This window comes from Hyalangium versicolor, assembly GCF_020103695.1.
In the GTDB taxonomy this organism is placed as follows: Bacteria; Myxococcota; Myxococcia; order Myxococcales; family Myxococcaceae; genus Hyalangium; species Hyalangium versicolor.
This window is the reverse complement of record NZ_JAHXBF010000003.1, coordinates 268,724-291,159: the sequence shown is the minus strand read 5'-3', so window position 1 is coordinate 291,159 and position 22,436 is coordinate 268,724. Positions and strand designations below refer to the sequence as shown.

Annotated in this window: 25 protein-coding genes and 5 tRNA genes; 7 read left to right on the top strand and 23 right to left on the bottom strand. The window is 66.2% G+C overall.

Features of this window, described 5'->3' with window-relative positions:
- Positions 1-27: 27 nt before the first annotated feature.
- The 18 genes from rplL to KY501_RS07590 form a co-directional block, all read right to left on the bottom strand.
- On the bottom strand, positions 28-411 hold the full coding sequence (gene rplL / locus KY501_RS07675) for a 50S ribosomal protein L7/L12 (protein WP_224362004.1): 384 nt from the start codon (positions 409-411) through the stop codon (positions 28-30).
- Between the two features lie 93 nt (positions 412-504).
- A complete protein-coding gene (gene rplJ, locus KY501_RS07670; protein ID WP_224362002.1) occupies positions 505-1,026 on the bottom strand; it encodes a 50S ribosomal protein L10 in 522 nt (173 codons plus the stop codon).
- A gap of 384 nt (positions 1,027-1,410) precedes the next feature.
- Positions 1,411-2,124 (bottom strand): 50S ribosomal protein L1, encoded by a 714-nt coding sequence (rplA, locus tag KY501_RS07665; RefSeq protein ID WP_224362000.1) that lies wholly within the window; start codon positions 2,122-2,124, stop codon positions 1,411-1,413.
- Positions 2,125-2,157: 33 nt separating this feature from the next.
- Positions 2,158-2,604 carry a 50S ribosomal protein L11 gene (gene rplK / locus KY501_RS07660; protein ID WP_224361998.1) on the bottom strand — a complete coding sequence of 149 codons (447 nt, stop codon included), beginning with the start codon at positions 2,602-2,604 and terminating at the stop codon, positions 2,158-2,160.
- Positions 2,605-2,700: 96 nt separating this feature from the next.
- On the bottom strand, positions 2,701-3,243 hold the full coding sequence (gene nusG, locus KY501_RS07655; protein WP_044186079.1) for a transcription termination/antitermination protein NusG: 543 nt from the start codon (positions 3,241-3,243) through the stop codon (positions 2,701-2,703).
- Complete coding sequence (gene secE, locus KY501_RS07650; RefSeq protein ID WP_224361997.1) at positions 3,243-3,686, bottom strand: preprotein translocase subunit SecE; 444 nt, start codon at positions 3,684-3,686, stop codon at positions 3,243-3,245. Before secE ends, nusG begins: the two co-directional genes overlap by 1 nt.
- 78 nt (positions 3,687-3,764) lie before the next feature.
- Positions 3,765-3,840, bottom strand: a tRNA-Trp gene (locus tag KY501_RS07645).
- A gap of 12 nt (positions 3,841-3,852) precedes the next feature.
- Positions 3,853-4,017: a 50S ribosomal protein L33 gene (gene rpmG / locus KY501_RS07640; protein WP_002617522.1), complete on the bottom strand. Its 165-nt coding sequence runs from the start codon at positions 4,015-4,017 to the stop codon at positions 3,853-3,855.
- 92 nt (positions 4,018-4,109) lie between these two features.
- Complete coding sequence (gene tuf / locus KY501_RS07635; protein WP_224361996.1) at positions 4,110-5,300, bottom strand: elongation factor Tu; 1,191 nt, start codon at positions 5,298-5,300, stop codon at positions 4,110-4,112.
- Between the two features lie 20 nt (positions 5,301-5,320).
- Positions 5,321-5,396, bottom strand: a tRNA-Thr gene (locus KY501_RS07630).
- Positions 5,397-5,418: 22 nt separating this feature from the next.
- A tRNA-Gly gene (locus KY501_RS07625) sits at positions 5,419-5,494 on the bottom strand.
- Positions 5,495-5,503: 9 nt separating this feature from the next.
- Positions 5,504-5,587: transfer RNA gene (locus KY501_RS07620), tRNA-Tyr, on the bottom strand.
- Between the two features lie 81 nt (positions 5,588-5,668).
- A tRNA-Thr gene (locus KY501_RS07615) sits at positions 5,669-5,741 on the bottom strand.
- Positions 5,742-5,852: 111 nt separating this feature from the next.
- Complete coding sequence (rlmB, locus tag KY501_RS07610) at positions 5,853-6,734, bottom strand: 23S rRNA (guanosine(2251)-2'-O)-methyltransferase RlmB (protein WP_224361995.1); 882 nt, start codon at positions 6,732-6,734, stop codon at positions 5,853-5,855.
- A gap of 4 nt (positions 6,735-6,738) precedes the next feature.
- Positions 6,739-7,185 carry a hypothetical protein gene (locus KY501_RS07605; RefSeq protein ID WP_224361994.1) on the bottom strand — a complete coding sequence of 149 codons (447 nt, stop codon included), beginning with the start codon at positions 7,183-7,185 and terminating at the stop codon, positions 6,739-6,741.
- 68 nt (positions 7,186-7,253) lie between these two features.
- On the bottom strand, positions 7,254-8,258 hold the full coding sequence (locus tag KY501_RS07600) for an ATP-grasp domain-containing protein (protein ID WP_224361993.1): 1,005 nt from the start codon (positions 8,256-8,258) through the stop codon (positions 7,254-7,256).
- A 62-nt stretch (positions 8,259-8,320) separates the two neighbouring features.
- A complete protein-coding gene (cglB, locus tag KY501_RS07595) occupies positions 8,321-9,583 on the bottom strand; it encodes an adventurous gliding motility lipoprotein CglB (RefSeq protein WP_224361992.1) in 1,263 nt (420 codons plus the stop codon).
- Between the two features lie 169 nt (positions 9,584-9,752).
- Positions 9,753-10,145: a DsrE family protein gene (locus KY501_RS07590; RefSeq protein WP_224361990.1), complete on the bottom strand. Its 393-nt coding sequence runs from the start codon at positions 10,143-10,145 to the stop codon at positions 9,753-9,755.
- A gap of 138 nt (positions 10,146-10,283) precedes the next feature.
- Here KY501_RS07590 and KY501_RS07585 point away from each other — a divergent pair, with 138 nt between their 5' ends.
- From KY501_RS07585 to hrpB, 4 genes are all read left to right on the top strand, one after another.
- Positions 10,284-10,913, top strand: a complete 630-nt coding sequence (locus KY501_RS07585; RefSeq protein ID WP_224361988.1) for a HEAT repeat domain-containing protein — start codon at positions 10,284-10,286, stop codon at positions 10,911-10,913.
- 68 nt (positions 10,914-10,981) lie between these two features.
- Complete coding sequence (locus KY501_RS07580) at positions 10,982-11,677, top strand: HAD family hydrolase (protein ID WP_224361987.1); 696 nt, start codon at positions 10,982-10,984, stop codon at positions 11,675-11,677.
- Between the two features lie 75 nt (positions 11,678-11,752).
- Entirely contained in the window at positions 11,753-12,751 is a 999-nt protein-coding gene (locus KY501_RS07575; RefSeq protein WP_224361985.1) for a hypothetical protein, read from the top strand.
- 32 nt (positions 12,752-12,783) lie between these two features.
- Complete coding sequence (gene hrpB / locus KY501_RS07570) at positions 12,784-15,348, top strand: ATP-dependent helicase HrpB (protein WP_224361984.1); 2,565 nt, start codon at positions 12,784-12,786, stop codon at positions 15,346-15,348.
- Between the two features lie 3 nt (positions 15,349-15,351).
- Here the strand turns inward: hrpB and KY501_RS07565 are convergent, their stop codons facing one another.
- Positions 15,352-15,825, bottom strand: a complete 474-nt coding sequence (locus KY501_RS07565; protein ID WP_224362338.1) for a GNAT family N-acetyltransferase — start codon at positions 15,823-15,825, stop codon at positions 15,352-15,354.
- An 81-nt stretch (positions 15,826-15,906) separates the two neighbouring features.
- Here KY501_RS07565 and KY501_RS07560 point away from each other — a divergent pair, with 81 nt between their 5' ends.
- From KY501_RS07560 to KY501_RS07550, 3 genes are all read left to right on the top strand, one after another.
- The gene (locus KY501_RS07560; protein WP_224361983.1) at positions 15,907-17,097 is read left to right on the top strand and encodes an MFS transporter; all 1,191 of its coding nucleotides are present in this window, start codon (positions 15,907-15,909) and stop codon (positions 17,095-17,097) included.
- A gap of 13 nt (positions 17,098-17,110) precedes the next feature.
- The gene (locus tag KY501_RS07555; RefSeq protein WP_224361982.1) at positions 17,111-18,157 is read left to right on the top strand and encodes a hypothetical protein; all 1,047 of its coding nucleotides are present in this window, start codon (positions 17,111-17,113) and stop codon (positions 18,155-18,157) included.
- A 334-nt stretch (positions 18,158-18,491) separates the two neighbouring features.
- Entirely contained in the window at positions 18,492-19,151 is a 660-nt protein-coding gene (locus KY501_RS07550; RefSeq protein WP_224361981.1) for a hypothetical protein, read from the top strand.
- Between the two features lie 70 nt (positions 19,152-19,221).
- Here the strand turns inward: KY501_RS07550 and fdxA are convergent, their stop codons facing one another.
- The 4 genes from fdxA to KY501_RS07530 form a co-directional block, all read right to left on the bottom strand.
- Positions 19,222-19,563: a ferredoxin FdxA gene (gene fdxA / locus KY501_RS07545; protein ID WP_224361980.1), complete on the bottom strand. Its 342-nt coding sequence runs from the start codon at positions 19,561-19,563 to the stop codon at positions 19,222-19,224.
- Between the two features lie 91 nt (positions 19,564-19,654).
- Positions 19,655-20,749 carry an aspartate-semialdehyde dehydrogenase gene (gene asd, locus KY501_RS07540; protein WP_224361979.1) on the bottom strand — a complete coding sequence of 365 codons (1,095 nt, stop codon included), beginning with the start codon at positions 20,747-20,749 and terminating at the stop codon, positions 19,655-19,657.
- Positions 20,750-20,780: 31 nt separating this feature from the next.
- Entirely contained in the window at positions 20,781-21,155 is a 375-nt protein-coding gene (locus KY501_RS07535) for a rhodanese-like domain-containing protein (protein WP_224361978.1), read from the bottom strand.
- Between the two features lie 107 nt (positions 21,156-21,262).
- On the bottom strand, positions 21,263-22,414 hold the full coding sequence (locus KY501_RS07530; RefSeq protein WP_224361977.1) for an acyl-CoA dehydrogenase family protein: 1,152 nt from the start codon (positions 22,412-22,414) through the stop codon (positions 21,263-21,265).
- Between the last annotated feature and the right edge of the window lie 22 nt (positions 22,415-22,436).

The window sequence follows — 22,436 nt, the reverse complement described above, 5'->3', positions numbered from 1 at the left end:
CCCGAAACCAGGCGTCCCCCGAAGGAACTACTTGACCTCGACGGTCGCGCCAGCCGCGGTGAGCTGGTCCTTGATCTTCTTGGCGTCGTCCTTGTTGACGCCCTCCTTGACCGTCTTGGGGGCGCCCTCGACCAGGTCCTTGGCCTCCTTCAGGCCCAGGCCGGTGATCGCGCGGATCTCCTTGATGACGTTGATCTTGTTCGCGCCGGCGTTGGCCAGAACGACCGTGAACTCCGTCTTCTCCTCGACCGGAGCGCCCTGAGCCGGGCCACCAGGGCCAGGACCAGCAGCGACGGCGACGGCGGCGGCGGAGACGCCCCACTTCTTCTCGAGCTCCTTCACCAGGTTCGCCGCCTCCATGACGGTGAGCTGGGAGAGCTGGTCAATCAGCGCGTTGATATCTGCAGCCATTGTGATTCTTCCTTCTCAGTTCATCTAACCGGCCAGCACTCACGAGGAGTTGAAAGGCCGGAAGGTTGGTAGTGGTACGGCTTCTCGAATCGGTTACTTGGACTCGCCCTTGTCGGCGTTGGCCTGGAGGACCCGTGCCAGTTGCTGCCCGGGGGCTGCCAGCGTCCGGACCAGCTTGCCTGCCGGCTGGGTCAGCATCCCCAGCAGCTGAGCACGCAGTTCCGGCAGACCCGGCATCTTCGCCAGAGCCTTCACGCCCTCAACGTCGACCTTGCGGCCCTGAACGACGGCGCTCCGAATCTTGATCGTCTCCAAGTCCTTGATGAACTCGGTGAGGATCTTCGCCGGGGCGGCGACGTCTTCGTAGCTGATGGCCAGCGCCACCGGACCCGTGAAGTCGTCGGAGATGACTTCCAACGACGTTCCCTTGGCGGCCCGCCTGGCGAGCGTGTTCTTGATGACCTTGTACTCGACCTTGCCCTCACGGAACTTCCGCCGGAGCTTGGTCACGGTCTCCACGTTCAGCTTGGAAAACTCGGCGACGATCGCGGTCTGAGCCCGCTGGAACTTGTCGCTGAGTTCCTTGATCATTTCTTCCTTCTCGCTCTTCTGCACCTTGACTCACCTCCTCACTGTGCCCACCTGTTCGGTGGGCTTGATGCCTGGGCCAAAGCGGCAGAGCGAGAGGAGCCTTCGAGAGGCACCACACCGCACCTCCAAGTCTCGGCAGGGCTGACCTCGCGGTCGTTTGAACCGGAGAGAGAGCCACCCCACCCGACCGGTCGCCCGGTTCCCAACGGGTGAAGCACCCTCTCCTCGGTCCCTGCTGTCTGGGACCAGGGTTTGGACACCCCGTCTAACGACGTGGCGTCCGAATTGCAAAAGCCGGGGGCCTATACCCCCGGCTTCTGCAAAGATCCAGCCTTTTCTAGCGAAAAAAATGTTCCGCCGCTGACAGATGGGCCGAAAGTGCCCATCCGGGAGCGGACTGAGGACCGGCTAGCGGTGCCGGGCGAGGATCTCGGTGGTGTCGATCTTGATGCCGGGCCCCATGGTGGTGGAGACAGCAATGCCCTTCAGATAGACGCCCTTGGCGGTGGCCGGCTTGAGCTTCATGACCAGGTCCACCAGGGTGTTGAAGTTGGCCTCGAGCTTCTCGGCCGGGAAGGAGGACTTGCCCATCTTCACATGGACAATGCCGGCCTTCTCCGCGCGGAACTCGACCTTACCGCCCTTGGCATCGGACACAGCCTTCTTCACGTCCATGGTCACGGTGCCGACCTTGGGGTTCGGCATGAGGCCACGAGGACCGAGCACCTTACCGAGACGACCGACCACACCCATCATGTCCGGGGTGGCGATGACGGTGTCGAAGTCGAGGAAACCACCCTCGATGCGCTTGGCGAGATCATCCGCGCCAACCACGTCCGCGCCGGCGCCCTCGGCCTCGGTGGCCTTCTCGCCCTTGGCGAACACGGCGACGCGCACGGTGGCGCCAGTGCCGTGCGGGAGAACCACGGCGCCACGGACCATCTGGTCCGCGTGCTTCGGGTCCACGCCCAGGTTGATGGCGACATCCACGGTCTGATCAAACTTGGTGGCGCGAGTCTCGACGGTCTTCTTCAGGAGCTGGAAGCCCTCGGCGACGGCGTAGCGCTTGTTGCGGTCCACGAGAGCGGAGGCCGCGGCGAACTTCTTGGCAATCTTCGGCATGGCAGAAATCCTTTAGAGAAGAGAGGGCGAGGGCTAGCCGACGACGTCGATGCCCATGGAGCGCGCGGTGCCAGCGATGGTGTTCATCGCCGCCTCGATCGACGCCGCAGTGGTGTCCTGGATCTTCTTCTTGGCGATCTCCTCGAGCTGCTTGCGAGTGATCTGACCCACCTTCTCCTTGCCCGGCTTCTTGGCGCCCGAGCCCTTCTTCTTCTCGGTGTGCAGGCCCGCAGCCTTCTTGATGAGGATGGCGGCCGGCGGCGTCTTGAGAATGAAGGTGAAGGAGCGGTCCTGGTACACGGTGATGATCACCGGGATGATCAGGCTCTCCTTGGCCTCCGCCTGGGTCTTGGCGTTGAACTGCTTACAGAACTCCATGATGTTCACGCCCTGCTGACCGAGCGCGGGGCCGATCGGCGGAGCGGGGTTCGCCTTGCCGGCGGGGATCTGCAGCTTGACCTGTCCTGTAACCTTCTTCATGGGCTGACTGCTGCCTTTCGAGACGGTGGTTCGAGCGGACCTCTTGACGAAGGCCCTCCCACCTGGGGTTCCGCGGCCAGGAGCCGCGAAAGGGGTTTAGCCGGTGGTCTTCTCCACCTGCATGAAATCGAGTTCCACGGGAGTGGCGCGGCCGAAGATGCTCACGAGCACCTTCACGCGGCCCTTCTCCGGGTTGACCTCTTCCACGGTGCCGTTGAAGTTGGCGAACGGGCCGTCGATGACGCGAACGGTGTCACCATCCTCGAACTGAACCTTGGGCTTGGGCTTGAGCGTCCCCTCGGAGATCTGGGAGGTGAGCCTTGCCACCTCAGCGTCCGAGATAGGGGTCGGCTGCTGGTTCTGCGCGGCGCCCGGGAAACCGGTGATCTTGGGCGTGTTCTTCACCAAGTGCCAGGTCCGGTCATTGAGCTCCATCTGAACGAAGATGTAGCCCGGGAAGAACTTGCGCTTGGACGTCTTCTTCTCGCCCTTCACCATCTCGACGACCTGCTCCATGGGGATGAGGATCTCCCCAAACTGGTCCTGCAGGCCCTCGAGACGAATCTTCTCCTCCAGGCTCTTCTTGGCCTGGTTCTCGAAGTTCGAGTAGGTGTGGACGACGTACCATTTCATCGCCATTACAGCTTCCCCCACACACTCGGCAACCAATCCACCATCAACTTGTAGGCGATGGTGTCGATGAAGAAGAGGATGACGGCGGCCACCACCGAGGCGACGATCACCGCCACGGTCGACGTCCGGGTCTCCGGCCAAGAAGGCCAGGTCACCTTCATCAGCTCGCTGGCGATGTCGATGGACACCGCGTGCACCTTCGGCTGGAACCAGCAGAAGACAGCAAGGCCCACGGCCAGCAGGTAGCCCACCAGCGTAGAGACCTGCCAGTCGACACCCTCAACCAGGATGGGGTCGCCCCAACCGAAGCGAGCCCAGATCAATCCCAGGACGTGCTCGAAGAAGAGGGCGGTGACGATACCTGCCAGGAGCAGGAAGATAACGACCAGCCGCTTGGGGTCCATCGCCGAGCGGTTTGCCTGCTGGCTGGCCTCAGATGCGGTTGCCATGATGCCTCACGGGGTAGTGCGAAAAAGGCAGGGACCCCCGGTACCATCTGGCACCGGGGGCCCCGCTCTCGAATGAACTGGCAGGCCAGGAGGGATTCGAACCCCCAACACGCGGTTTTGGAGACCGCTGCTCTACCGTTGGAGCTACTGGCCTAAAACTCTACGACTAGACCTTACCTTCCTTGTGGTCCGTGTGCTTGCGGCACCGAGGGCAGAACTTGCTCAGTTCGAGCTTGTCCTGGCTCTTCCGCTTGTTCTTCGTGGTCGTGTAGTTCCGCTCCTTGCAGGTGGTGCACTCGAGCGAAATGATGCTGCGGTTACCCTTCGGCATGACCTGAACTCTTCATACGGCAAGAGGGGAAGGTCGTCCAACGACCCTCCCCCCGGCACCGAGGTGCCTGTGTGGAACCTGTAAACGACTGACTACTCGATGACCTCAGCCACGACGCCGGAGCCCACCGTGCGGCCACCCTCGCGCACGGCGAAGCGCAGCTGCGCATCCATGGCCACCGGGGTGATCAGCTCCACCTCGATCGCGATGTTGTCGCCCGGCATCACCATCTCCACGTTGTCCGGCAGCTTTACCGTTCCGGTCACGTCCGTCGTCCGGAAGTAGAACTGCGGACGGTACCCCTTGAAGAACGGAGTGTGGCGGCCACCCTCTTCCTTCGTCAGCACGTAGATCTGCGCCTTGAACTTGGTGTGCGGCGTGATGCTGCCCGGCTTGGCCAACACCTGGCCGCGCTCCAGGTCCTCACGCTTCAGGCCGCGCAGCAGCGCGCCGATGTTGTCGCCCGCCTGGCCCTCGTCCAGCAGCTTGCGGAACATCTCCACACCCGTGACGACCGTCTTCTGCGTCGGGCGCAGACCCACCACTTCCACTTCCTCGCCCACCTTGATGATGCCGCGCTCCACGCGCCCGGTGGCCACCGTACCGCGGCCGGCGATGGAGAACACGTCCTCCACCGGCATCAGGAACGGCTTGTCCGTGGCGCGCTTCGGCGTCGGGATGTACTCGTCCACCGCCGCCATCAGCTTCAGGATGGAACCCTCGCCGATATCGCTGGTGTCACCCTCGAGCGCCTTCAGGGCGCTGCCGGGGATGATGGGGATCTTGTCGCCCGGGAACTCGTACTTCTTGAGCAGGTCGCGAACCTCCATCTCCACCAGCTCGCGCAGCTCCGGGTCGTCCAGCATGTCCACCTTGTTCAGGAAGACGACGATGTAGGGCACGCCCACCTGGCGGGCCAGCAGGATGTGCTCACGCGTCTGGGGCATCGGGCCGTCAGCAGCCGACACCACCAGGATGGCGCCGTCCATCTGCGCCGCGCCCGTGATCATGTTCTTCACGTAGTCGGCGTGGCCCGGACAGTCCACGTGCGCGTAGTGGCGGTTCTTGGTCTTGTACTCCACGTGGGCCGTGGAGATGGTGATGCCGCGCTCGCGCTCCTCGGGAGCCTTGTCGATCTGGTCATAGGCCATGAACGTCGCGCCACCCGTCTTCGCCAGCACCTTGGTGATGGCGGCGGTCAGCGACGTCTTTCCATGGTCCACGTGCCCGATCGTCCCGATGTTCACGTGGGGCAAGCTTCTGTCGAACTTCTCCTTGGCCATGACGCTCCTCTAGAGAGAAATGGAGCCCTGAACCAGGATTGAACTGGTGACCTCATCCTTACCAAGGATGCGCTCTGCCAACTGAGCTATCAGGGCTTGGATCTACTTAACAACGGGTTGGAGCGGGAAATGGGACTCGAACCCACGACATTCAGCTTGGAAGGCTGACGCTCTACCAACTGAGCTATTCCCGCATTGACCGATGGAGGGAGATGGATTCGAACCATCGAAGGCGTAGAGCCGGCAGATTTACAGTCTGCTCCCTTTGGCCGCTTGGGTATCCCTCCGTAAGCTTTCCTCAACTGCGTGCTTCTACTCCTAAGTACCGCATTTTCTTCCGGGCCCTCATCCCGCGGCCCCGTCCTTATGGCCGGCGGCGGGACTTGAACCCGCGACCTACTGATTACAAATCAGTTGCTCTACCGACTGAGCTACACCGGCATTACTCCGGCTGCTACCTCGCCCTGCCCCATCCACTCCCACGGGAACCGTCACCTGCCCGGTTTCCGGCGTCGAAAGGCGGGCCCTTTTAGAGACCCTACCCCCCCGAAGTCAAGGAGATTGATCCCGGGGACGCGCGCCCCCTGACACTCCCACACCCCGCTGGCGGGCGACTTCATATAGCAGAACGCCAGCGGAAACGGACGCGTTGAGTGAACCTACCTGACCCGCCATGGGAATGCGCAGGCGAAAATCGCAGTGATTGAGCACTCCTTCTCGCACGCCTGCTCCCTCAGCCCCCACGACGAGTGCCAGCGGACCGTCCAGGCGAGCCTTCCAGAGAGGCTCCTTGCCCTCGGGGTCCGCCGCCGCCACCCAGACACCTGCCTCTTTCAGCTCCTCCAGAGCCCGGGAGATGTTCACCACCCGGGCAATGGGGCAGTGCTCCACCGCTCCCGCCGAGGCTTTGGCCACCACTCCCGTCACTGGCACGGCCCGATCCTTGCCCATGACGACGCCGTGGGCTCCCATCGCATGCGCTGAGCGGATGATGGCCCCCAGGTTGTGCGGGTCCTGGATGCCGTCCAAGACGACAATCAAGGCTGGCCGTCCGCTCTCCTGGGCGGCGTCAAGCAGGTCCGACAGTTCCGCGTAGTGGAAGCCGCGCAGTTCCGCCACCACTCCCTGGTGAACCCCTCCGTCGGCGAGCGTCGCCAGACGCTCACGTACCACTCGCTCCACCCGAATGCCCGCATCCCGGGCTCGGCTGAGGATCTCCGCTGCGGCCCGGGAGCCGAGCTGCCCCTCCGTGATGTAGAGGCGCTCCATCTCTTCCGAATGAACCCTCAACGCCTCCAGTACCGGATTCACCCCGTAGACATAACGCTCGCGCTGATCGCCGCGCTCACGCTGGTCACCGCGTTCACGTGGCTCACGCTCACGCGACTCGCCTCGCTCACGCCGCTCGCTACCCCGGGGAGATCGGTCACGCATGGAACTATTGAACCTCGACCGGGATGGAGAAGGTCTTCTGCTGGCGAGCGCAGAGCTTCTCCGTGCAGATGAAGAAGGTCAGCTTCGCGTCCACCGTCCCCTTACCCGCCGCCGCCGCCGTGAACGGCACCTCGAAACGCGGATCCACGAAGGACTGGCCCTCAGCCTTCTTCGCTACCGAATCCTCACGGCCGAGTTGTTCCTTGGCCGGCGCCAGCTGCGTTCCCTTCAGCTGCAGCTTCAACGGCGCCTCGTCCGAGACGTGCGCTCCCTGCTTGCTCTTGATCGAAAGCACGAAGACACCCTTCTCACCGGCCTTCACCTTGGTGGACGTGCCCTCAGTGCTGACCTCGTAGAGAGAGGTGGGATCCACTTCGTCGGCACGCGCCTGGGTCCAGACAAGGGCCCCCCAGAGGGCAACAACGGGAGCAAGACGACGCGGATGAAGCATGGAGCACTCTCCTCGGTAGGGTGGCCACCGTATAACCACCCTTCCGACGCTCAGGGAGCCTTTTCTCTTCATCCTCGCTCCGATGACGCCTTCCGGGCTGGCCGCCTCGTCACCTTGCGACGAGGCGCCTCCCGCTTCCCCACAGGCGCACCCACGGGCGCATTGCCTCCTCCGAGCTCCAAGTCCTCCACCGGAGGAGTTCCCGCCACCAGCGCCTCCGCCCGCTCGATGATGGGCGTGGCCAGATCCATCCCCGTGGCGGCCTCCATGTCCGGAAGTGCCGGCGAGCTGTTCACTTCGAACACCTTGGGCTGCCCCTTCACGTCCAGCAGGTCCACCGCAGCCACCTCGAGTCCCACCAACCTTGCCGTCCGCTCCGCCGTCACCCGGCACGCCTCCGACAACTCGATGCCCTCCAGTCGCGCCCCTTTGATCAGCGTATGGGAGAGCCGTCCTACCCTCGGACGACGCTCGACCGCCGCCACCGCACGCCCTCCCACCACCAACACACGGATGTCCTGCCCCGTCTTCTGCACGTACTGCTGCACCACCAGGTTGTGCCCGAGCCCCAGCACGGCCTCCAGCGCCGCCTCCAGGGACTGAAGGCTCTCGCACACCATCACCCCGTGCTTCTCCTGCCCCTGCAGCAGCTTCACCAGCACCGGCACCCCTCCTACCAGCCCCACCATCGCCTTGAGGTCCTCCGCCTCCCGCGCCATCACCGTGGCCGGAATGTCGATGCCATTGGCCGACAACAACTGCAGCGAGCGCATCTTGTTACGCGACTGCGCAATCGCCTGTGCCGTGTTCATCAACGGCACGCCCCGGATCCCGAACTGGTTCAACACCGCGAGCCCATACGTGTTGATGGACTGCGCGATGCGCGGGATCACCACGTCGCACGGCGGTAGCTTCTTGCGCTTGTAGAAGAGGTTCGCGCTGCGCCCGTCCAGGTGCATCTCCACCCGGCCCGGGTTCAACACCCGGGCCTGATGACCGCGCGCTCGCGCGGCTTCAACCAGACGCCGGGTGGATGGAATCGATGCGGAACGCGAAAGGATCGTGATCTTCATGGGCGGGGCGGCGGCGCAACCCCTCTTAATCGCCGCCCCGCGCCGGGTAAAGCAACCTCGGCCTACTTCCGCTGAACCGCTCGGACTTCGACCTTGATCGGGTTCCGATCTGTCGAGGCCAAGATGCGGTCGCACGTCGAACCCTGGAACTCCACGCCCCCGGACGTCAGCTTCCAGGTGTTGTCGCCCGCCGCCACTGCCTCGTCGTTCACATAGACGACAATCAGGCTGAGGTCCGAAGGAGCCTTGTCCGGATCCAACGTGAGCAGGCAGGGGTTCGTGTTCACCAACTCGATGATCTCGCGGAGCGCCGTGGCAAGCTCAGCCTGGTTGGCAGCCTGATAGAAGCGCCTCCCGCACAGCTTCGTCGTGGCATCGCATGTGTCGTTCGCGCCGCAGGTGCTGCCTTCCTTCTCGCAGTTACGCGCGAAACCACCCGCCTCGGCCATGGCATTCAGCGTGGCGGGCCCCGCCCCCGAGGCGGTCTCAGCGCCGAAGCCGATCACGATGGTCTTGATCTTCTTCTGATCCTTCAGCGTGGCAACGGTCTGGACCGAGATGTCCTTGTCCAGGCACCCCAGCCGATCAACTCCCGGGGTCGCACACGAGCTCAGGGTGCACTGGCACGCGTCGGGGTTCGTCAGTCCCGAGTTGGGGTTCTTATCGTTGCAATTGGGCAAACCATCCGTCAACAGGAGGATGAAGTCTTGCCGCTCGTCGGTCTGCAGATCCGCCTGCGAACCCACGAAGTTGAGGCTGATGCTGGTCGGCGTACCTCCCACCGGCGAGCCAGCCCCGCTGTTCGGAATGCCCTGAATCACGTTCGCGATGCCATTGGCCGACGACTGGAGTCCGGCCGTGTCCGTGTCATCGAGCTGAGGAATCGGAATCTTGACGGCTGTGGAGGCTCCGCACTGCCCCGCAGCCGACGTGCCCGTGACATTCGGATAGGTCGTCAGTCCCATCCGCGCCGTCGCCCCGTTGTCCTTCAAAAAGGTCGACATGGCGCCCTGGAGTTCGCTCCAGCGCGTGGGGCACTTGCTCACGTCACAGTCCATTTGCGTCGCCGGCTCGCCACACAAGCCCTTGGACGTCTGGCAGTCCGGCAGCGACGGATTCGCCGGCAGCTTCATCGAACCGGAGGTGTCCAACAGCACCATCAGGTTCGGCTTCGACGACCTGGCCGAAATCACGGTCTCCACCGTCGTCTGCGCGAGCGCGAGAGGCTCCACCGGCTCGAAGTCGTACGTCTGACACGCGGAGACGAGAGCGCCTCCGACGATGCCGACGGCAAAGGCGCTCAGAAGGTTTAGCTTGGCACGCATACTGTGCTTTCTTCCTCAGGCGGGTACCGGCACCCGCTGCTTCAAGGTTTCTTCCAGCGAAAAACGGCCCCGAGAGAGTACCTGTCCCTCGGCACCGCGGCTACAGCGTCTGGGGCATACACCAGCGATTCGAATGGCGCTGTCAAGTTCCAACCCAATCCGACTGCACTCAGAGAGCGAGCGTCCGGGCGCCCTCCGTCAGCCGCCAGAGCGAGGCCAGCCCCATCACCTCGTCCAATGTGCCCGACAGTTCCTGTGGGACGAATCCGCAGATCCGTACCGTGGTGTCGCAGGCGACCAACTTCGCGCCCAGAGCGCGGGCCTCGTCGAGCATCCGCCCAGGCGTCGGCACCCCCATCCCCTCCGCGCGAGCACTCTCGGCCCGCTCCTTCTCGCTGTGTGGCAGGCCGAACGTGCCGCGGACAAGCTGGCGCAGCGCATCGAAGGCGAAGACGAAGTACACCTCGTCCCCCATCGCCGCAGCGGTGATCCCCATGGAGGCCGCCTGGAACGCAGGCTCGTAGGTGGCGTGTTGCAGGAAGAAGAAGACGCGTCCGGCCATTCTCCCCGAGAACATACCGGCGGCGCCGCGACCTTCAACTATCCACTTTCCGTGAAAGTCACCCGCCCCGTCGAGTCCCACGGCCCGGTCGGCGTATAACGTATCCCCTGGCCTCGACCGAAGGAGCCTTGCATGCCGATGCCGACAGCCCTCCTCGGCGCCTCCCGCTCGGGTGGTGCCGTCGTGAAGCGTGGGGCCGCGGTGCTCACCGCCGCCCTCCTCTTCGGACATGGAAGTCTGCTCCAGGCCGCTCCCGCCGAGCCTCCCTCGCAAACGCAGGCCTCCGCCCCGTCCCCGGAGCTGCGCGCGGCGGTCGTCTCGCTGCTAGAGCGACCGGATGTGTTTCCTCCCTATGAGGCGCGCTGGCGCCCCCTGGGTCCCGCCGCGTTCGGAGTCCTGGACGATCTCGCTTCCAATCCGAATGCGCCCTCGCCCCAGCGCATCCGCGCCGTGACCTCCATGGCCGCCGTCGACCATCCCCAGAGCGCCGGGCACCTCCGCACCATGCTCGAGGACTCCCACCTCCAGTCTCCCCTTCGGGCCAGCGCCGCCACCGCTCTCAGCCTGCGCGCAGGCTCGGAGGCCGTCCCCGCCCTGCTGCCCTTTCTCCAGGATCGCGATGGGCTCGTCCGTGTCGCCGTCGCTCGCGCGCTCGGGCGCCTGGGCGGTCCTCAGGCCCAGCAAGCCCTCGAAGAGCGCATCCCCTCCGAGGAGGACCCGGCCGTCCGAGAGGTACTCCAGCAGGCACTCTCCTTCGTCGAGCCCTGAGTGGCCGCCAGGCGTACGCCCTATTTCCACGCTCGCTTCGGGCAGGACCTTCCGTTAGATGGGAAGGCATGCGTCCAACCGTGCTCCTCTTCGACATCGACGGCACCCTCGTCACCACCGGTGGCGCCGGCCGTCGTGCCATCTCGCGCTCCTTCGAGAAGCTCCACGGCCGCCGCGATGCCTGTGACTCGTTCAGCCTCTCGGGCATGACGGATCGCTCCATCGTCCGCAAGGCCCTCGGCATCATCGGCGTCGAGGCCACTCCCGAGGCCATCGATGCCGTCGTCGACGGATACCTCTCGTTCCTCGGGGAAGAGGTGAAGCGGGCCGAAGAGAAGCACTACTTCGTCCATGCCGGCATGCGTGAGGCCGTCACCGAGTCTCGCGCCCGCTCCGGCGTTGCCGTCGGGCTCGGCACTGGCAACGTGCGCGCTGGCGCTCGGTTGAAACTGGAGCGCGTCGGCATCTACGAGGAGTTCGCCTTCGGTGGCTTCGGCTGCGATCACGAGGACCGCGTGGAACTCATCCGCCACGGGGCTCGCTGTGGCGCGCAGATCCTGGGGGCCCCGCTCGAGGAATGCCGCGTCGTGGTCATCGGTGATACCCCCAAGGATGTCCACGCGGCCAAGGGCATTGGCGCGATCTGCATCGGCGTGGGCACCGGCAACTTCTCTCCTCAAGCCCTCATCGAAGCCGGCGCTGACTTCGCCTTCCAGGACTTCACCGCCCAGGGCGCGCTCGACGCTCTCCTGCAGGATCGCTGACCCCGCCCCCTCGCCTGCTCCGAGGTACCTCCGGGTTGTGGTATCTCCCCCCGCCCCCCGAGGAGCCCCCACCGCATGTCGCTGTCCACGCTGGAAGCCTACGATCTCATCCGCTTCGCCGAGGCGTTCGAGGCCCGACTCGTCACCGCCAGTGACACCCTCATGGACAAGGAGGGTCTCGCCCCCGAGAAAGGGTGGATGGCCACGGCCCTCGGGCTCATCCGCTCAGGCCTGACTCCTGCTCCCGCCCTGCTCGAACGCGCCAAGGACCTGCCCGAACTCGAAGAAGCTCGCGAGGAGTTCTCCTTCCAGCAGCAGAACCTCTGGGTCGATGCCCTCGAGAAGCTCCACGCCGGCATCACCTTCTGCGCCAGCAGCCGCGCCCCCGTCATCGAGGCGCTCTTCCCTCACCTCAAGTTCCCCCAGCTCCGCCGCGCGCCCGTGGACTCCGTCAACGAGTTCGCCGCCGCGTATGACCGGCGCTACAAGTCCAGCTACGTCACTCGCATCTTCGCTCAGGACGACTTCTCCTTCGTCCGCCCCGTCGTCGACCAGGTGGCACGCGCTTTCGCCGCGTGGCAGGCAAGCCTCTCTCCCGCCAACCTCCCTGATGCACAGCTGGCGCCCCTACGCGCTGAGCTGATCTCGGTCGGAACCCGGCTGGATGTCGCCGTGCGGCAGGCCCGGTTGCTCGCGGAGGCCTCTCTCGTACCGGTTCCGGGAACCTTCGATGCGACGGGGCTCGCCGCCAAGCCCAAGCGGCGCGCGGGGCGGGGCCTCCCGTTTGGCTTCGAGGAGTCGAACCCGGAGATGCCTCCCGCCCAGGCTGACGACGAGCTGGACTCCGCGGAGTCCGACCTTCCTCCCGAGGAGGATGGTTCGGAACCACTTCCTTCTCCGCCTGAGCCTCAGTCGGCTACGGAGGCTCCTCCGCCTGAGCCCCCTGTCGAGAGCGCTCCTGTCGAGCCCCCTGCCACCGAGATTGCGGCCACCGAACCCGTCGCCGCAGAGGCAAAGCCCGCCCGTCGTGGCCGCAAGAAGGCCGAGTCCAAGCCTCCCCCTGAGACGACCTGAGCGCTTCAAGCGCCCGCGTTGGAGATTCGGCCATGGCTGAAGCCGCCCTCCCCATCGACCCGCTTCTCCCGGAGATCGTCTCCACGCTGCGCGGCGCGCGATCGCTCGTGTTGGAGGCTCCGCCCGGCGCGGGCAAGACGACCCGAGTGCCTCGCTCCCTCCTGGAGGCAGGCATCGCTCAGGGCAAGGAGATCATCGTCCTCCAGCCGCGTCGACTGCCCACGCGGCTCGCGGCACAGCGCGTGTCCGAGGAGATCGGTCAGCGTGTCGGAGAAACCGTCGGCTACCAGGTCCGCTTCGAGGACGTTCGCGGCCCCAAGACCCGGCTGTCCTTCGTCACCGAGGGCGTTCTCGGCCGGCGCCTCCTCTCCGATCCCCAGCTCAAGGATGTGGGGATCATCGTCCTCGACGAGTTCCATGAGCGGCACCTCTCGGCGGATGTCTCGCTCGCCATGCTCCGACGGCTCCAGGAAGGCGCTCGGCCCGACCTCAAGCTCGTCGTCATGTCCGCCACCCTCGATGCCGAGCCCATCCGCGCCTACCTCGGCGGATGCCCCCGTCTGCGCTCCGAGGGCCGCCGCTTCGATGTCAGTCTGGAGTACCTCCCCGCCGCAGACGACCGGCACCTCGATGCCCAGGTGCTCTCCGCCATCAAGCGCATCTTCACCGCCGGGCTCGATGGGGATGTGCTCGTCTTCCTCCCCGGTGCCAATGAGATCCGCCGCGCTCGCGATGCCTGTGCCGAGTTCGCCGACCGCCACGGTGTGGACGTACTCCCCCTCCACGGAGACCTCTCTCCCGCCGAGCAGGATCGCGCCGTCCGCCGCAGCTCCCGCCGGAAGATCATCCTCTCCACCAACGTGGCTGAGACCTCCGTCACCATCGATGGTGTCGCCGTCGTCATCGACAGTGGGCTCGCCCGCGTGGCCTCGCACTCGCCCTGGTCCGGACTGCCCACGCTCAAGCTTTCCAAGGTGAGCCGCGCCTCCGCCACCCAACGCGCAGGCCGCGCAGGCCGTACCCGCTCCGGCCACTGTCTTCGCCTCTATACCCAGCACGACTTCGATGGCCGCCCCGAGCAGGATGCTCCCGAGATCCGCCGCGTGGACCTCGCAGAGACCGTGCTCGCCCTGCGCGCCTCGGGCGTCCGGGACCTCGGCTCGTTCCCCTTCTTCGAGCCGCCTCCCGCCGCAGCGCTCGAGGCCGCGGAGACCCTGCTGCGTCGGCTGGGTGCCGTGAATTCCGAGGGCCGCGTCACGGATGTCGGCCAACGGCTCCTGCGCTTCCCCGTCCACCCGCGCCAGGCCCGCATCATCGTCGAGGGAGAACGTCGTGGCGTCGGTGCCGATGCCGCTGTCCTCGCCGCGCTCATGGGGGAGCGGGACATCCGCCGTGAGGCTCGTGCCAACCTCAGTGGCCCGGGACGTTCGGCCGCCGTTGTCAGCGGGCCCTCGGATCTGCTGGAACTCCTCGAACGCTTCCGCGAGGCCGAGCGTGCTGACTTCGCCTCCGGGCGCCTGCACTCGCTCTCCCTGGAGCAGGGTGCCGTCCAGGCGGTGGATCGCGTTCAGCGACAGCTCCGCCGTGCTGTACGAGACTCAGGCTCTCGCCCCGAGCGTGCCGAAGCTCGGGAAGAGGCCCTCATGCTCAGTGCGCTCGCGGGCTACCCGGATCGCGTGGCGAAGCGCCGCAAGCCTCGCGCTCCCGAGATCCTCCTCTTCGGAGGCGGCACTGCCACCCTTTCAGAGATGAGCGTAGTGCAGGACGCCGAGCTCATGGTCGCCATCGACGCAGAGGAACGCCCCGGCAAGGGCGCCGTCGTCCGGCTCGCCAGCGCCGTGGAGCCCGAATGGCTCCTCGATCTCTACCCCGAGGCACTGGAGGAGATGGACGCCCTCCAGTGGAACTCCGACTCCCGCCGCGTCGAGCGCATCACCCGGCTCGCCTACGGCAACCTCGTACTCGAAGAAACCCGGACCCCCGCTCCACCCTCCGAGGAGACCGCCCGGGTCCTCGTCGAGGCCGCGCTCGCCGCCGGCCCGGAGCGCTTCGCCGATCCCGAAGCTCTCACCCAGTGGCGCACCCGCGTGGCCCTGCTCGCCGAGGCCTTCCCGCAGGCCAACTTCCCCGCTGTGGACAATGCCTTCCTGCGGGACTCGCTCGCATCCCTGTGCTCCGGAGCTCGCAGCTTCGCGGACCTCGAAGGCGTCTCCCTGCTGGATGCGCTCAACGCACGGCTCACCGGTGAGCAGGCGCGGCTGCTGTCCGCCCATGCCCCCGAACGAGTCACCCTGCCCGGTGGCCGAGGCGTCAAGGTGCACTACGAGCCGGGCAAGCCGCCCTGGGTCGAATCCCGCCTCCAGGACTTCTTCGGCATGGCCCAGGGCCCCAGCGTCTGCGCCGGCCGAGTACCGCTGGTGCTCCACCTGCTCGCGCCCAACATGCGCGCCGTCCAGGTCACCACCGATCTCGCCGGCTTCTGGGAGCGCCACTATCCGGCCATCCGCAAGGAGCTGTGCCGCAAGTACCCCCGGCACAGCTGGCCCGAGGATCCCCGCCACGCACAGCCTCCCGCGCCACGGCCTCCGCGACGCTGAGCGTCAGAACTTCTTCTGCATCTCCAGGTGCTCGATGCCGGCTTCCATGAAGACGGCGCCCAGCGGCTCGTAGCCGTGCTTCTTGTAGAAATCGAGCGCGAAGAGCTGCGCGTGCAGCTTGATGCCGGTGACGCCCCGCCGCCGCGCCTCCTCCTCGAGCGTCTGCAGCAGCTTGGAGCCCACCCGCGCCTTGCGGCTGGACTGCAGCACCGCCATGCGGCCGATCTGCGCCCACGTCCCCGCCTGTCCCTCCGGCGCTTGAGGCAGCATCACCAGGCGGCCCGTGCCAATCGCATGGCCTCCCTGGAACGCCAGCACGTGGTACGCCTTCGCGTCCTCCGCGTCGCGCTCGATGCCCTCGGGGACATGTTGCTCTTCGATGAACACCACCTCGCGAATGGCGAGGGCTTGAAAGAGCTCCGCCTCGTTCTGGATCGGGCTGATGGTGACGGGCTGGATGTTCTCCGAGTCGGGCATGTCGGAGGCAAGGTACACAAATCCTCGAAACGCAAACAGCCGGAAAAATGAAGGGCGTGATAAGGGCACGTCCCTCTCGCGATGACTCCTCCCCAGGTGGCCGGGCGGGTACCGCTCGCTGGCTTCTATCTCCTCTACTTCGGCTCGGTGGGCATCACCCTGCCCTTCCTGCCCGCCTACCTGCGATCGCTCGCCCTCTCGACGACCCAGGTGGGGGTCCTTCTAGCCCTCTCGCCCCTCGCGTCCCTGGTGGCCCCTCCGCTCTGGGGACACCTCGCCGACCGCACGGGCCGTCTCAGCCGAGTGCTCACCGTCATCGCCCTGGGAACCGCGCTCTGCTTCGCACCCCTGTTGAGCGTGGACACCTTCCCCGCACTCCTGGTGACGCTCGCCGCCTACGCCTGCTTCGCCTCGTCCGTCACCCCCATGGTGGACAGCCTCGCCCTCATCCATGTCGCCCGAACAGGTGGCAGCTACGCACACCTGCGCCTCTTCGGCTCGCTCGGCTTCATCCTCTCCAGCACCAGTTTCGGACTTTTGGCGCAGCGCGTGGATCGCTCCGCCATCGTCGTCGCCGTGGCGTTTCTGACAGCGCTTTCTGTCTGGAGCCTCCTGCTGAACTCCCAGACGCCACGCGGCGTGACGCCCCATCCGCTGGCAGGGCTCCGGCTGTTGCGCGAGCACAAGGACCTGCGCTGGCTGCTGGCCGCCACCTGCCTGCACTGGATCGCCTGCGCGCCCTACAACGGGATGCTGGCCATCCACATCCTGGCGCTCGGGTTGCCTCCGTCGGTGGTAGGCCTCTCCGCGGGGCTCGGCGTGGCGGCCGAGGTGGCGGCCATGTTCCTCTACCCCCGCTTCGCGGAGCGCATCGCTCCCCGCCACCTGCTCTGCATCGCCTTCGTGCTGAGCGCGCTGCGCTGGGGTGGGATGGCGCTCGTCTCCTCTCCCATCCCCCTGGTCGCACTCAACCTGCTCCACGCGGCAACCTTCGGCATCTTCTATGTGTCCGCCGTCGCCTTCGTGGCGCGCCGCGTCCCCGAGCACCTGCGCGCCTCCGGCCAGGGCCTCTACACCGCCGTGACCATCGGCATCGGAGGACTCATCGGGTACACCTCCGTCGGCGCCGGCTATTCACTGCTCGGTGGTGGACACGCGCTGTTCGCCGTGGCCGGGGGGCTCGACATCCTCGCGGCCGTGCTCGTCCTCCAGGCTTCTTCGGCGACCGCCCCGATACCTCCGCTGGAGACCATTCCCCCCTCCCGCCCGTGATAATCTGGGGCCGATGCGACCCGCACTGCTCGCCCTCTTTCTCGGCCTGCTGGCCCTGCCTGCTTCCGCCCAGCTCTTCAACCCTGGCGCCCCTCCGATGTTCAAGGAGGAGGAGCTGGACCGACGCTTCGCGAAGTCGAAGCTCAATCAGGCGCTGCTCCAGGGGACCAAAGACGTCAACTGCACCCAGGTCATCGGCGGCCTGTTGACGCTGATGGGAGAGACCGCGCCGTACATCCACAAGCGCGACGAGAACTTCTACCTCGACCCCGGGCTGGCCCAGGCGCTGGGCACCCAACTGACCAACGGGAGATTCCCCGGCTCCTCGTACTTCGTCGCGATGATGCGCAGGGTGCTCATCGATCGAAAGCTCCCCCAGGATTGGTACGACACCGCGGTCGCCCTGTCGCCGTACTACCCGGCGATGGACCTGAGCAAGCTGCGCTTCCTGGCCGAAGGCGTGAAGCCCATCGACAGCTTCCTCTTCACCCTGCCCCTGCTGAGGGAGCGCTACCAGGTGGAGGTGGTGCTCGCCAACACCACCGCCGCCAGCACCGCCGAGGGCGTCTTCCGCGATGCCTATGTCGACCGGGACGTCGTCTTCGGAGGGCTGGTGTTCATCGACGCCGGGCTCGAGAAGAAGAAGAAGGTCAAGAAGCGCAAGGGCGCTCCGGCTCCGGCGGATGACGAGCCCCCCGCCATGCTCGCCCACCTCATCTGGTTCCCGCCGGATCCGAATGCCGGCCGTCTCCAGATCTATGGAGGCGACGCCCCCGAAAAGCCCAAGGGCGTGAACATCATCGCGAGGCTCGCGGAGAAGCAGTACGTGAACCTCGATCAGCTCCCCCGTGGCACCCGGATGCTCGTGCGGGGCCGGCTCTGGGAGTACAAGAAGGGCATCACCGACGTGGAGATCCGCGATGCGCTCCTCTTCGAGGATCGGGACTTCTCCCAGGGTGTCCTGCTCGCGGACCCGAACGCCACCGCCGCCTGCCCCATCGCATTCAACGAGCTGACCGGCGTGGCTCCCGCCCAGCCCGGCGGCTTCGGCCGGCACTGACCACCGTCCACGGATCTGGACGGACCGTCCACGCCATGGACGGTCTGCACGAGGCGCTCAGAGGGAGCGCCCCCTGGCATGGCTCGTGCTCACTCCCCGGCTGTACCCCAGCCGTGAGGAGTCCATGAAGGTCGACAGTTCCGATCCATCCCAGCCCACCCAGGCCCCGCCGTCCCCCGGCCAATTCCAGCAAGCACTCCAGAAGGCCGGCGCCGCAGCTTCCTCCTCCCGGCCGCCCGCTGCCTCCCAGCCTCCTGCATCAGCGCTCCCGGGCAAGTCCCAGCCTCGACTGCCCCTGCCTCCCAGAAGTGCCGCGCCGCCTCCCAGGAGTGCTGTGCCTCTCCCCATCCGTCCCTCCCGGTCCCCTGGCCCTACCTTCGCCAGCGGCCCCATCATCTCCATGGCCCGGAGCGCCACGCCCCGAATCGCCTTCGCCAGCCCCGAGAACCTCGGCCTCGCCCGGCAGGGGATGCACAGCGAGGCAGCTCGGCTCCGCACCACTCGCACCGAGTCCCAGGGGGCCACGCAGGAGAAGACGGAGCACCGCCTCTCCGAACTGATCTTCCGAGAGCTGTCCCAGCAGCTCCGTTCCGAGCAGCCACCAGTTCCTGCCGCCGGCTCTGGCCCTTCCCTTCCCGAGCCTTCTCCACGCGCCTCGGCCACCGAGGGCCTCTCTTCCGGAGGCGAATCGCGTCTCGCAGCCAGCGAGTCGAGCCCCGCTCCTGCCGCAACTCCGGACCCTCAGCTCAAGGTCCAATCCACCCTGGAACTCATCGAGAAGATCGAGCTCTTCATCCAGTCACAGCGGCCCGCCCTGCGCATGAGCCTGGGCTCGCCCTTCTCGGCCACGGTGGAGGTGGAGCGCACGGGGCCTCGCGAGGTGGCGCTGCGCATCCAGGGCCGCCAGGGTCCGCTCGCCCTGGAGGACCTTGCGCGCATCCGAGACGAGCTGGGCGCCCGAGGGCTGCGGCTGCGCTCCTTGCGCTCGGAGTGAACTGAAAACACCGAGGGCCCTCACGCCCGGAAGCGGAGAGCCCTCGTCACTGCCCGTCAGCGATGGCTGGCTAGCCCTTACCGCCCGGCTTGGTGCTCAGCAGGTGCCGCTTGCCCTGCACGTCCTTGAACTCGTCCGCGTCCGGAGGACCTTCCTTCTTCTCCGCGATGTTCGGCCACTTCTTCGAGAGGTCCGCGTTCAGCGCCTTGAACTCAGTCCACTTCTCGGGGAGCTCCGTCTCCGGGAAGATCGCCTTGGTGGGGCAAACCGGCTCGCAGGCGCCACAATCGATGCACTCATCCGGGTGGATGACGAGGAAGTTCTCGCCCTCGTAGAAGCAGTTGACCGGGCACACCTCGACACAGTCGGTGTACTTGCACTTGATGCAAGGCTCGGCGACGACGTAAGCCATCTGATGATTCTCCTCAGCGCGGACACGCGGTGCCCGCGAACACTAAACGGTTTCTAGCAGCAGCCGCACCTGATTTCAGGGGGCCTGCTCCTCAGCCCAGCAGGCCCTGAGCCTTCATCAGCTCGGCCACCAGGATGGCTCCCTTGGCTGCTCCCATCTTCGTGTTGTGGGAGACGAGCACGTACTTGAAGCCGTTCTCCAGCACCCCGTCCTCGCGGACGCGGCCCACCGTGGTGGCCATGCCGCCGTGCGTCTCGCGATCCAGCCGGGGCTGCGGACGGAAGGGATCGTCCAGCACCTCGATCCACCGGCCCTGCGGCGGAGCGGACGGCAAGCCGCGAGCCACCTCGGCGCCCTTCCACTCACGCATCGCGGCAACCACCTCGGCGACGGTGGCCTTCTTGCCCAGCGACACGAAGACGGACTCGGTGTGGCCCTCAAGCACCGCCACGCGCGTGCACGTGCAGGACACCTTCACGTCATGGATGGTGAGAGACGCGCCGTCCGCCTGCAGCGCACCGAGGATCTTCTTCGTCTCCACCTCGACCTTGTGCTCCTCCTTGGGGATGTAGGGAATGACGTTGTCGAGGATGTCCAGGCCAATCACGCCCGGCGAGCGGCCCGCGCCCGACATGGCCTGCAGGCTCGTCATCAGGACGGCCTTGACGCCAAAGCGCTCAACCAGCGGCGCCAGCGTGACGGCCAGGCCCGTGGTGGTGCAGTTCGGGATGGGGACGATGAAGCCCTTGAAACCGCGGCGCTTCTGCTGCTCGCGAACCAGCGGCGCGTGCGCGGCGTTGATGGGCGGAATCAGCAGCGGCACGTCCGCCTCGTAGCGGAAGGCGCTCGCCGCGGAGAAGACCGGAATGTCCTTGGCCAGCCGGGGCTCGATCTCCCGAGCGACGTCCGCCTCCACGGCCGAGAACGCGATGTCGAAGTCCTTGCCCTTCACCTCGTCGCCGCTGACCACGGTCATCTTCGCCACGTCGGCCGAGAGCGGCTCGGGGACGAACCACGCGGTCATCCCGTTGGCGGTGCGCAGCGCCTCGGCGTAGGGCTTGCCCGCGGAGCGCGGCGAGGCCGCAAGGCCGGTGATCTCGATGAAGGGGTGGTTCTGGAGGGCGGCGATGAACTGCTGGCCCGCAAGGCCGGTGGCGCCAATCAGGACGGCGCGGAGCTTCGACATGGTGCGTTATCTCCCGTGATGCGTCGCTGCTTTAGCACCGTTCGGCAGCGGGATGCGAGCCGTTCAAGGCCGGAGTCGGGCACAAGTGGCGTTCGGTCGGGAAGCCCTCCGCCATCCAGGCCTGGATGCCCCCATCCAGACACACCGCGTTACGCCCGCGCATCATCAGCAGCCGGCAGAGGCGGAGCACATCCTCCCAGTCCTCCTCACAGCCGCAGAGGACGATGAGCTCATCGTCCGGAAGGATGAAGAGATCCCGAGCCACCTCCTCCGGAGTCATCCGGAGCGAGCCAGGGATGTGGAACTCGATGCGCTCCCACTGATTGGGGGGGCGACAGTCGAGCACCAAGACATCTTCGTCCCCAAGCCTGAGGTACAGCTCGGCGCAGGGGATACGAATCTCCATGCGAGGCCTCCACCGCAAACTACCCTTAGGTCCAACCCGGAATGTGACAAGCCCCTTCCATCAGGCCTGCCTGCCTGCCCCTCCCCGGGGAGTCCCTCCCGCCCGCCTCACAGCCCCAACTGCTTGGCGATGATCTCGTTCATCACCTCGCTGGTGCCCCCCCCGATGGGGCCCAGCCGAGCATCCCGCCAATGTCGCTGGATATCGTATTCCATCATGTAGCCCGCTCCCCCGTAGAGCTGGAGGCAGGCGTCCGCCACGCGACAGGCCGTCTCGGTGGCGACCTTCTTGGCCATGGAAGTCTGTGCCACAGCGAACTGTCCGCCCACGTGGAGGCGCAGCGCGTGGTACGTGAGCTGACGGGCGCACTCGAACTCGGTGAAGAGGTCCGCGAGTTTGTGGCGCACCACCTGGAACTGGTTGAGCGACTGGCCGAAGGCGTGGCGATCCTTCACGTGGGCCATGACCTTCTCCAGCATGTCCTCCATGGACCCAAGCGCCCCGAGGGCCAGCGAGAGGCGCTCCCACTGGAAGTTGCCCATGATCTGGTAGAAGCCCTGGCCCTCCTGGCCGAGCAGGTTCTCCGCGGGCACGCGGCAGTCCTCGAAGAACAGCTCCGCGGTGTCCGAGGCGCGCCAGCCCAGCTTCTTCAGTTTGCGCCCCACGCTGAAGCCCGGCATGCCCTTCTCGAGGATGAGCATGGAGAGCCCCTTGTGGCCCGCCTTCGGATCCGTCTTCACCGCGCAGACAAGGAAGTCCGCGCGCACACCGTTGGTGATGTAGATCTTCGAGCCGTTGACCACGTAGTGGTCCCCGTCTCGCACGGCGGTGGTGCGCAGGCCCGCCACATCCGAGCCCGCATCCGGCTCGGTGATGGCCAGGGCGCCGATCTTCTCTCCGCGGATTGCGGGGGCGAGGAAGCGCTGCTTCTGCTCATCCGTGCCGAACAGGTGCAGCGGCCCGGTGGCGATGGTGAATTGGGCGGCCAGGCCCGCGGACACTCCCCCCGAGCCGCAGCGGCCCAGCTCCTCCAGGAGCACTGCCTCGTAAAGCTCCCCAGCGGCCGAGCCCCCGTATGCCTCCGGGTACTTCAGCCCGAGAAAACCCAGCTCGCCGAAGCGCGGGTAGAGCTCCCGGGGGAACTCCTCCCGCTCCTCCCACTCCTTGGCAAAGGGCAGGAGCTCCTTGTTCACCACGGCGCGTACCGTGCGGCGGAAGGCCTCGTGCTCCTCCTCGTACAGCCCATAACCGTGCAGCATCCGCGAACCCCTCCATGGTGGG

Excerpts from the sequence above, each read along its gene's own strand:
- rpmG (WP_002617522.1), bottom strand. The coding sequence starts at position 4,017 with ATGCCGAAGGGTAACCGCAGCATCATTTCGCTCGAGTGCACCACCTGC.
- KY501_RS07605 (WP_224361994.1), bottom strand. The coding sequence starts at position 7,185 with ATGCTTCATCCGCGTCGTCTTGCTCCCGTTGTTGCCCTCTGGGGGGCC.
- KY501_RS07590 (WP_224361990.1), bottom strand. The coding sequence starts at position 10,145 with ATGGCCGGACGCGTCTTCTTCTTCCTGCAACACGCCACCTACGAGCCT.
- KY501_RS07555 (WP_224361982.1), top strand. The coding sequence starts at position 17,111 with ATGCGACCCGCACTGCTCGCCCTCTTTCTCGGCCTGCTGGCCCTGCCT.
- tuf (WP_224361996.1), bottom strand. The coding sequence starts at position 5,300 with ATGGCCAAGGAGAAGTTCGACAGAAGCTTGCCCCACGTGAACATCGGG.
- rplK (WP_224361998.1), bottom strand. The coding sequence starts at position 2,604 with ATGAAGAAGGTTACAGGACAGGTCAAGCTGCAGATCCCCGCCGGCAAG.
- KY501_RS07600 (WP_224361993.1), bottom strand. The coding sequence starts at position 8,258 with ATGAAGATCACGATCCTTTCGCGTTCCGCATCGATTCCATCCACCCGG.
- nusG (WP_044186079.1), bottom strand. The coding sequence starts at position 3,243 with ATGGCGATGAAATGGTACGTCGTCCACACCTACTCGAACTTCGAGAAC.
- asd (WP_224361979.1), bottom strand. The coding sequence starts at position 20,749 with ATGTCGAAGCTCCGCGCCGTCCTGATTGGCGCCACCGGCCTTGCGGGC.
- KY501_RS07565 (WP_224362338.1), bottom strand. The coding sequence starts at position 15,825 with ATGCCCGACTCGGAGAACATCCAGCCCGTCACCATCAGCCCGATCCAG.
- rplA (WP_224362000.1), bottom strand. The coding sequence starts at position 2,124 with ATGCCGAAGATTGCCAAGAAGTTCGCCGCGGCCTCCGCTCTCGTGGAC.
- fdxA (WP_224361980.1), bottom strand. The coding sequence starts at position 19,563 with ATGGCTTACGTCGTCGCCGAGCCTTGCATCAAGTGCAAGTACACCGAC.
- KY501_RS07585 (WP_224361988.1), top strand. The coding sequence starts at position 10,284 with ATGCCGACAGCCCTCCTCGGCGCCTCCCGCTCGGGTGGTGCCGTCGTG.
- secE (WP_224361997.1), bottom strand. The coding sequence starts at position 3,686 with ATGGCAACCGCATCTGAGGCCAGCCAGCAGGCAAACCGCTCGGCGATG.
- KY501_RS07580 (WP_224361987.1), top strand. The coding sequence starts at position 10,982 with ATGCGTCCAACCGTGCTCCTCTTCGACATCGACGGCACCCTCGTCACC.
- KY501_RS07560 (WP_224361983.1), top strand. The coding sequence starts at position 15,907 with ATGACTCCTCCCCAGGTGGCCGGGCGGGTACCGCTCGCTGGCTTCTAT.
- hrpB (WP_224361984.1), top strand. The coding sequence starts at position 12,784 with ATGGCTGAAGCCGCCCTCCCCATCGACCCGCTTCTCCCGGAGATCGTC.
- rlmB (WP_224361995.1), bottom strand. The coding sequence starts at position 6,734 with ATGCGTGACCGATCTCCCCGGGGTAGCGAGCGGCGTGAGCGAGGCGAG.
- cglB (WP_224361992.1), bottom strand. The coding sequence starts at position 9,583 with ATGCGTGCCAAGCTAAACCTTCTGAGCGCCTTTGCCGTCGGCATCGTC.
- KY501_RS07575 (WP_224361985.1), top strand. The coding sequence starts at position 11,753 with ATGTCGCTGTCCACGCTGGAAGCCTACGATCTCATCCGCTTCGCCGAG.
- KY501_RS07535 (WP_224361978.1), bottom strand. The coding sequence starts at position 21,155 with ATGGAGATTCGTATCCCCTGCGCCGAGCTGTACCTCAGGCTTGGGGAC.
- KY501_RS07530 (WP_224361977.1), bottom strand. The coding sequence starts at position 22,414 with ATGCTGCACGGTTATGGGCTGTACGAGGAGGAGCACGAGGCCTTCCGC.
- rplL (WP_224362004.1), bottom strand. The coding sequence starts at position 411 with ATGGCTGCAGATATCAACGCGCTGATTGACCAGCTCTCCCAGCTCACC.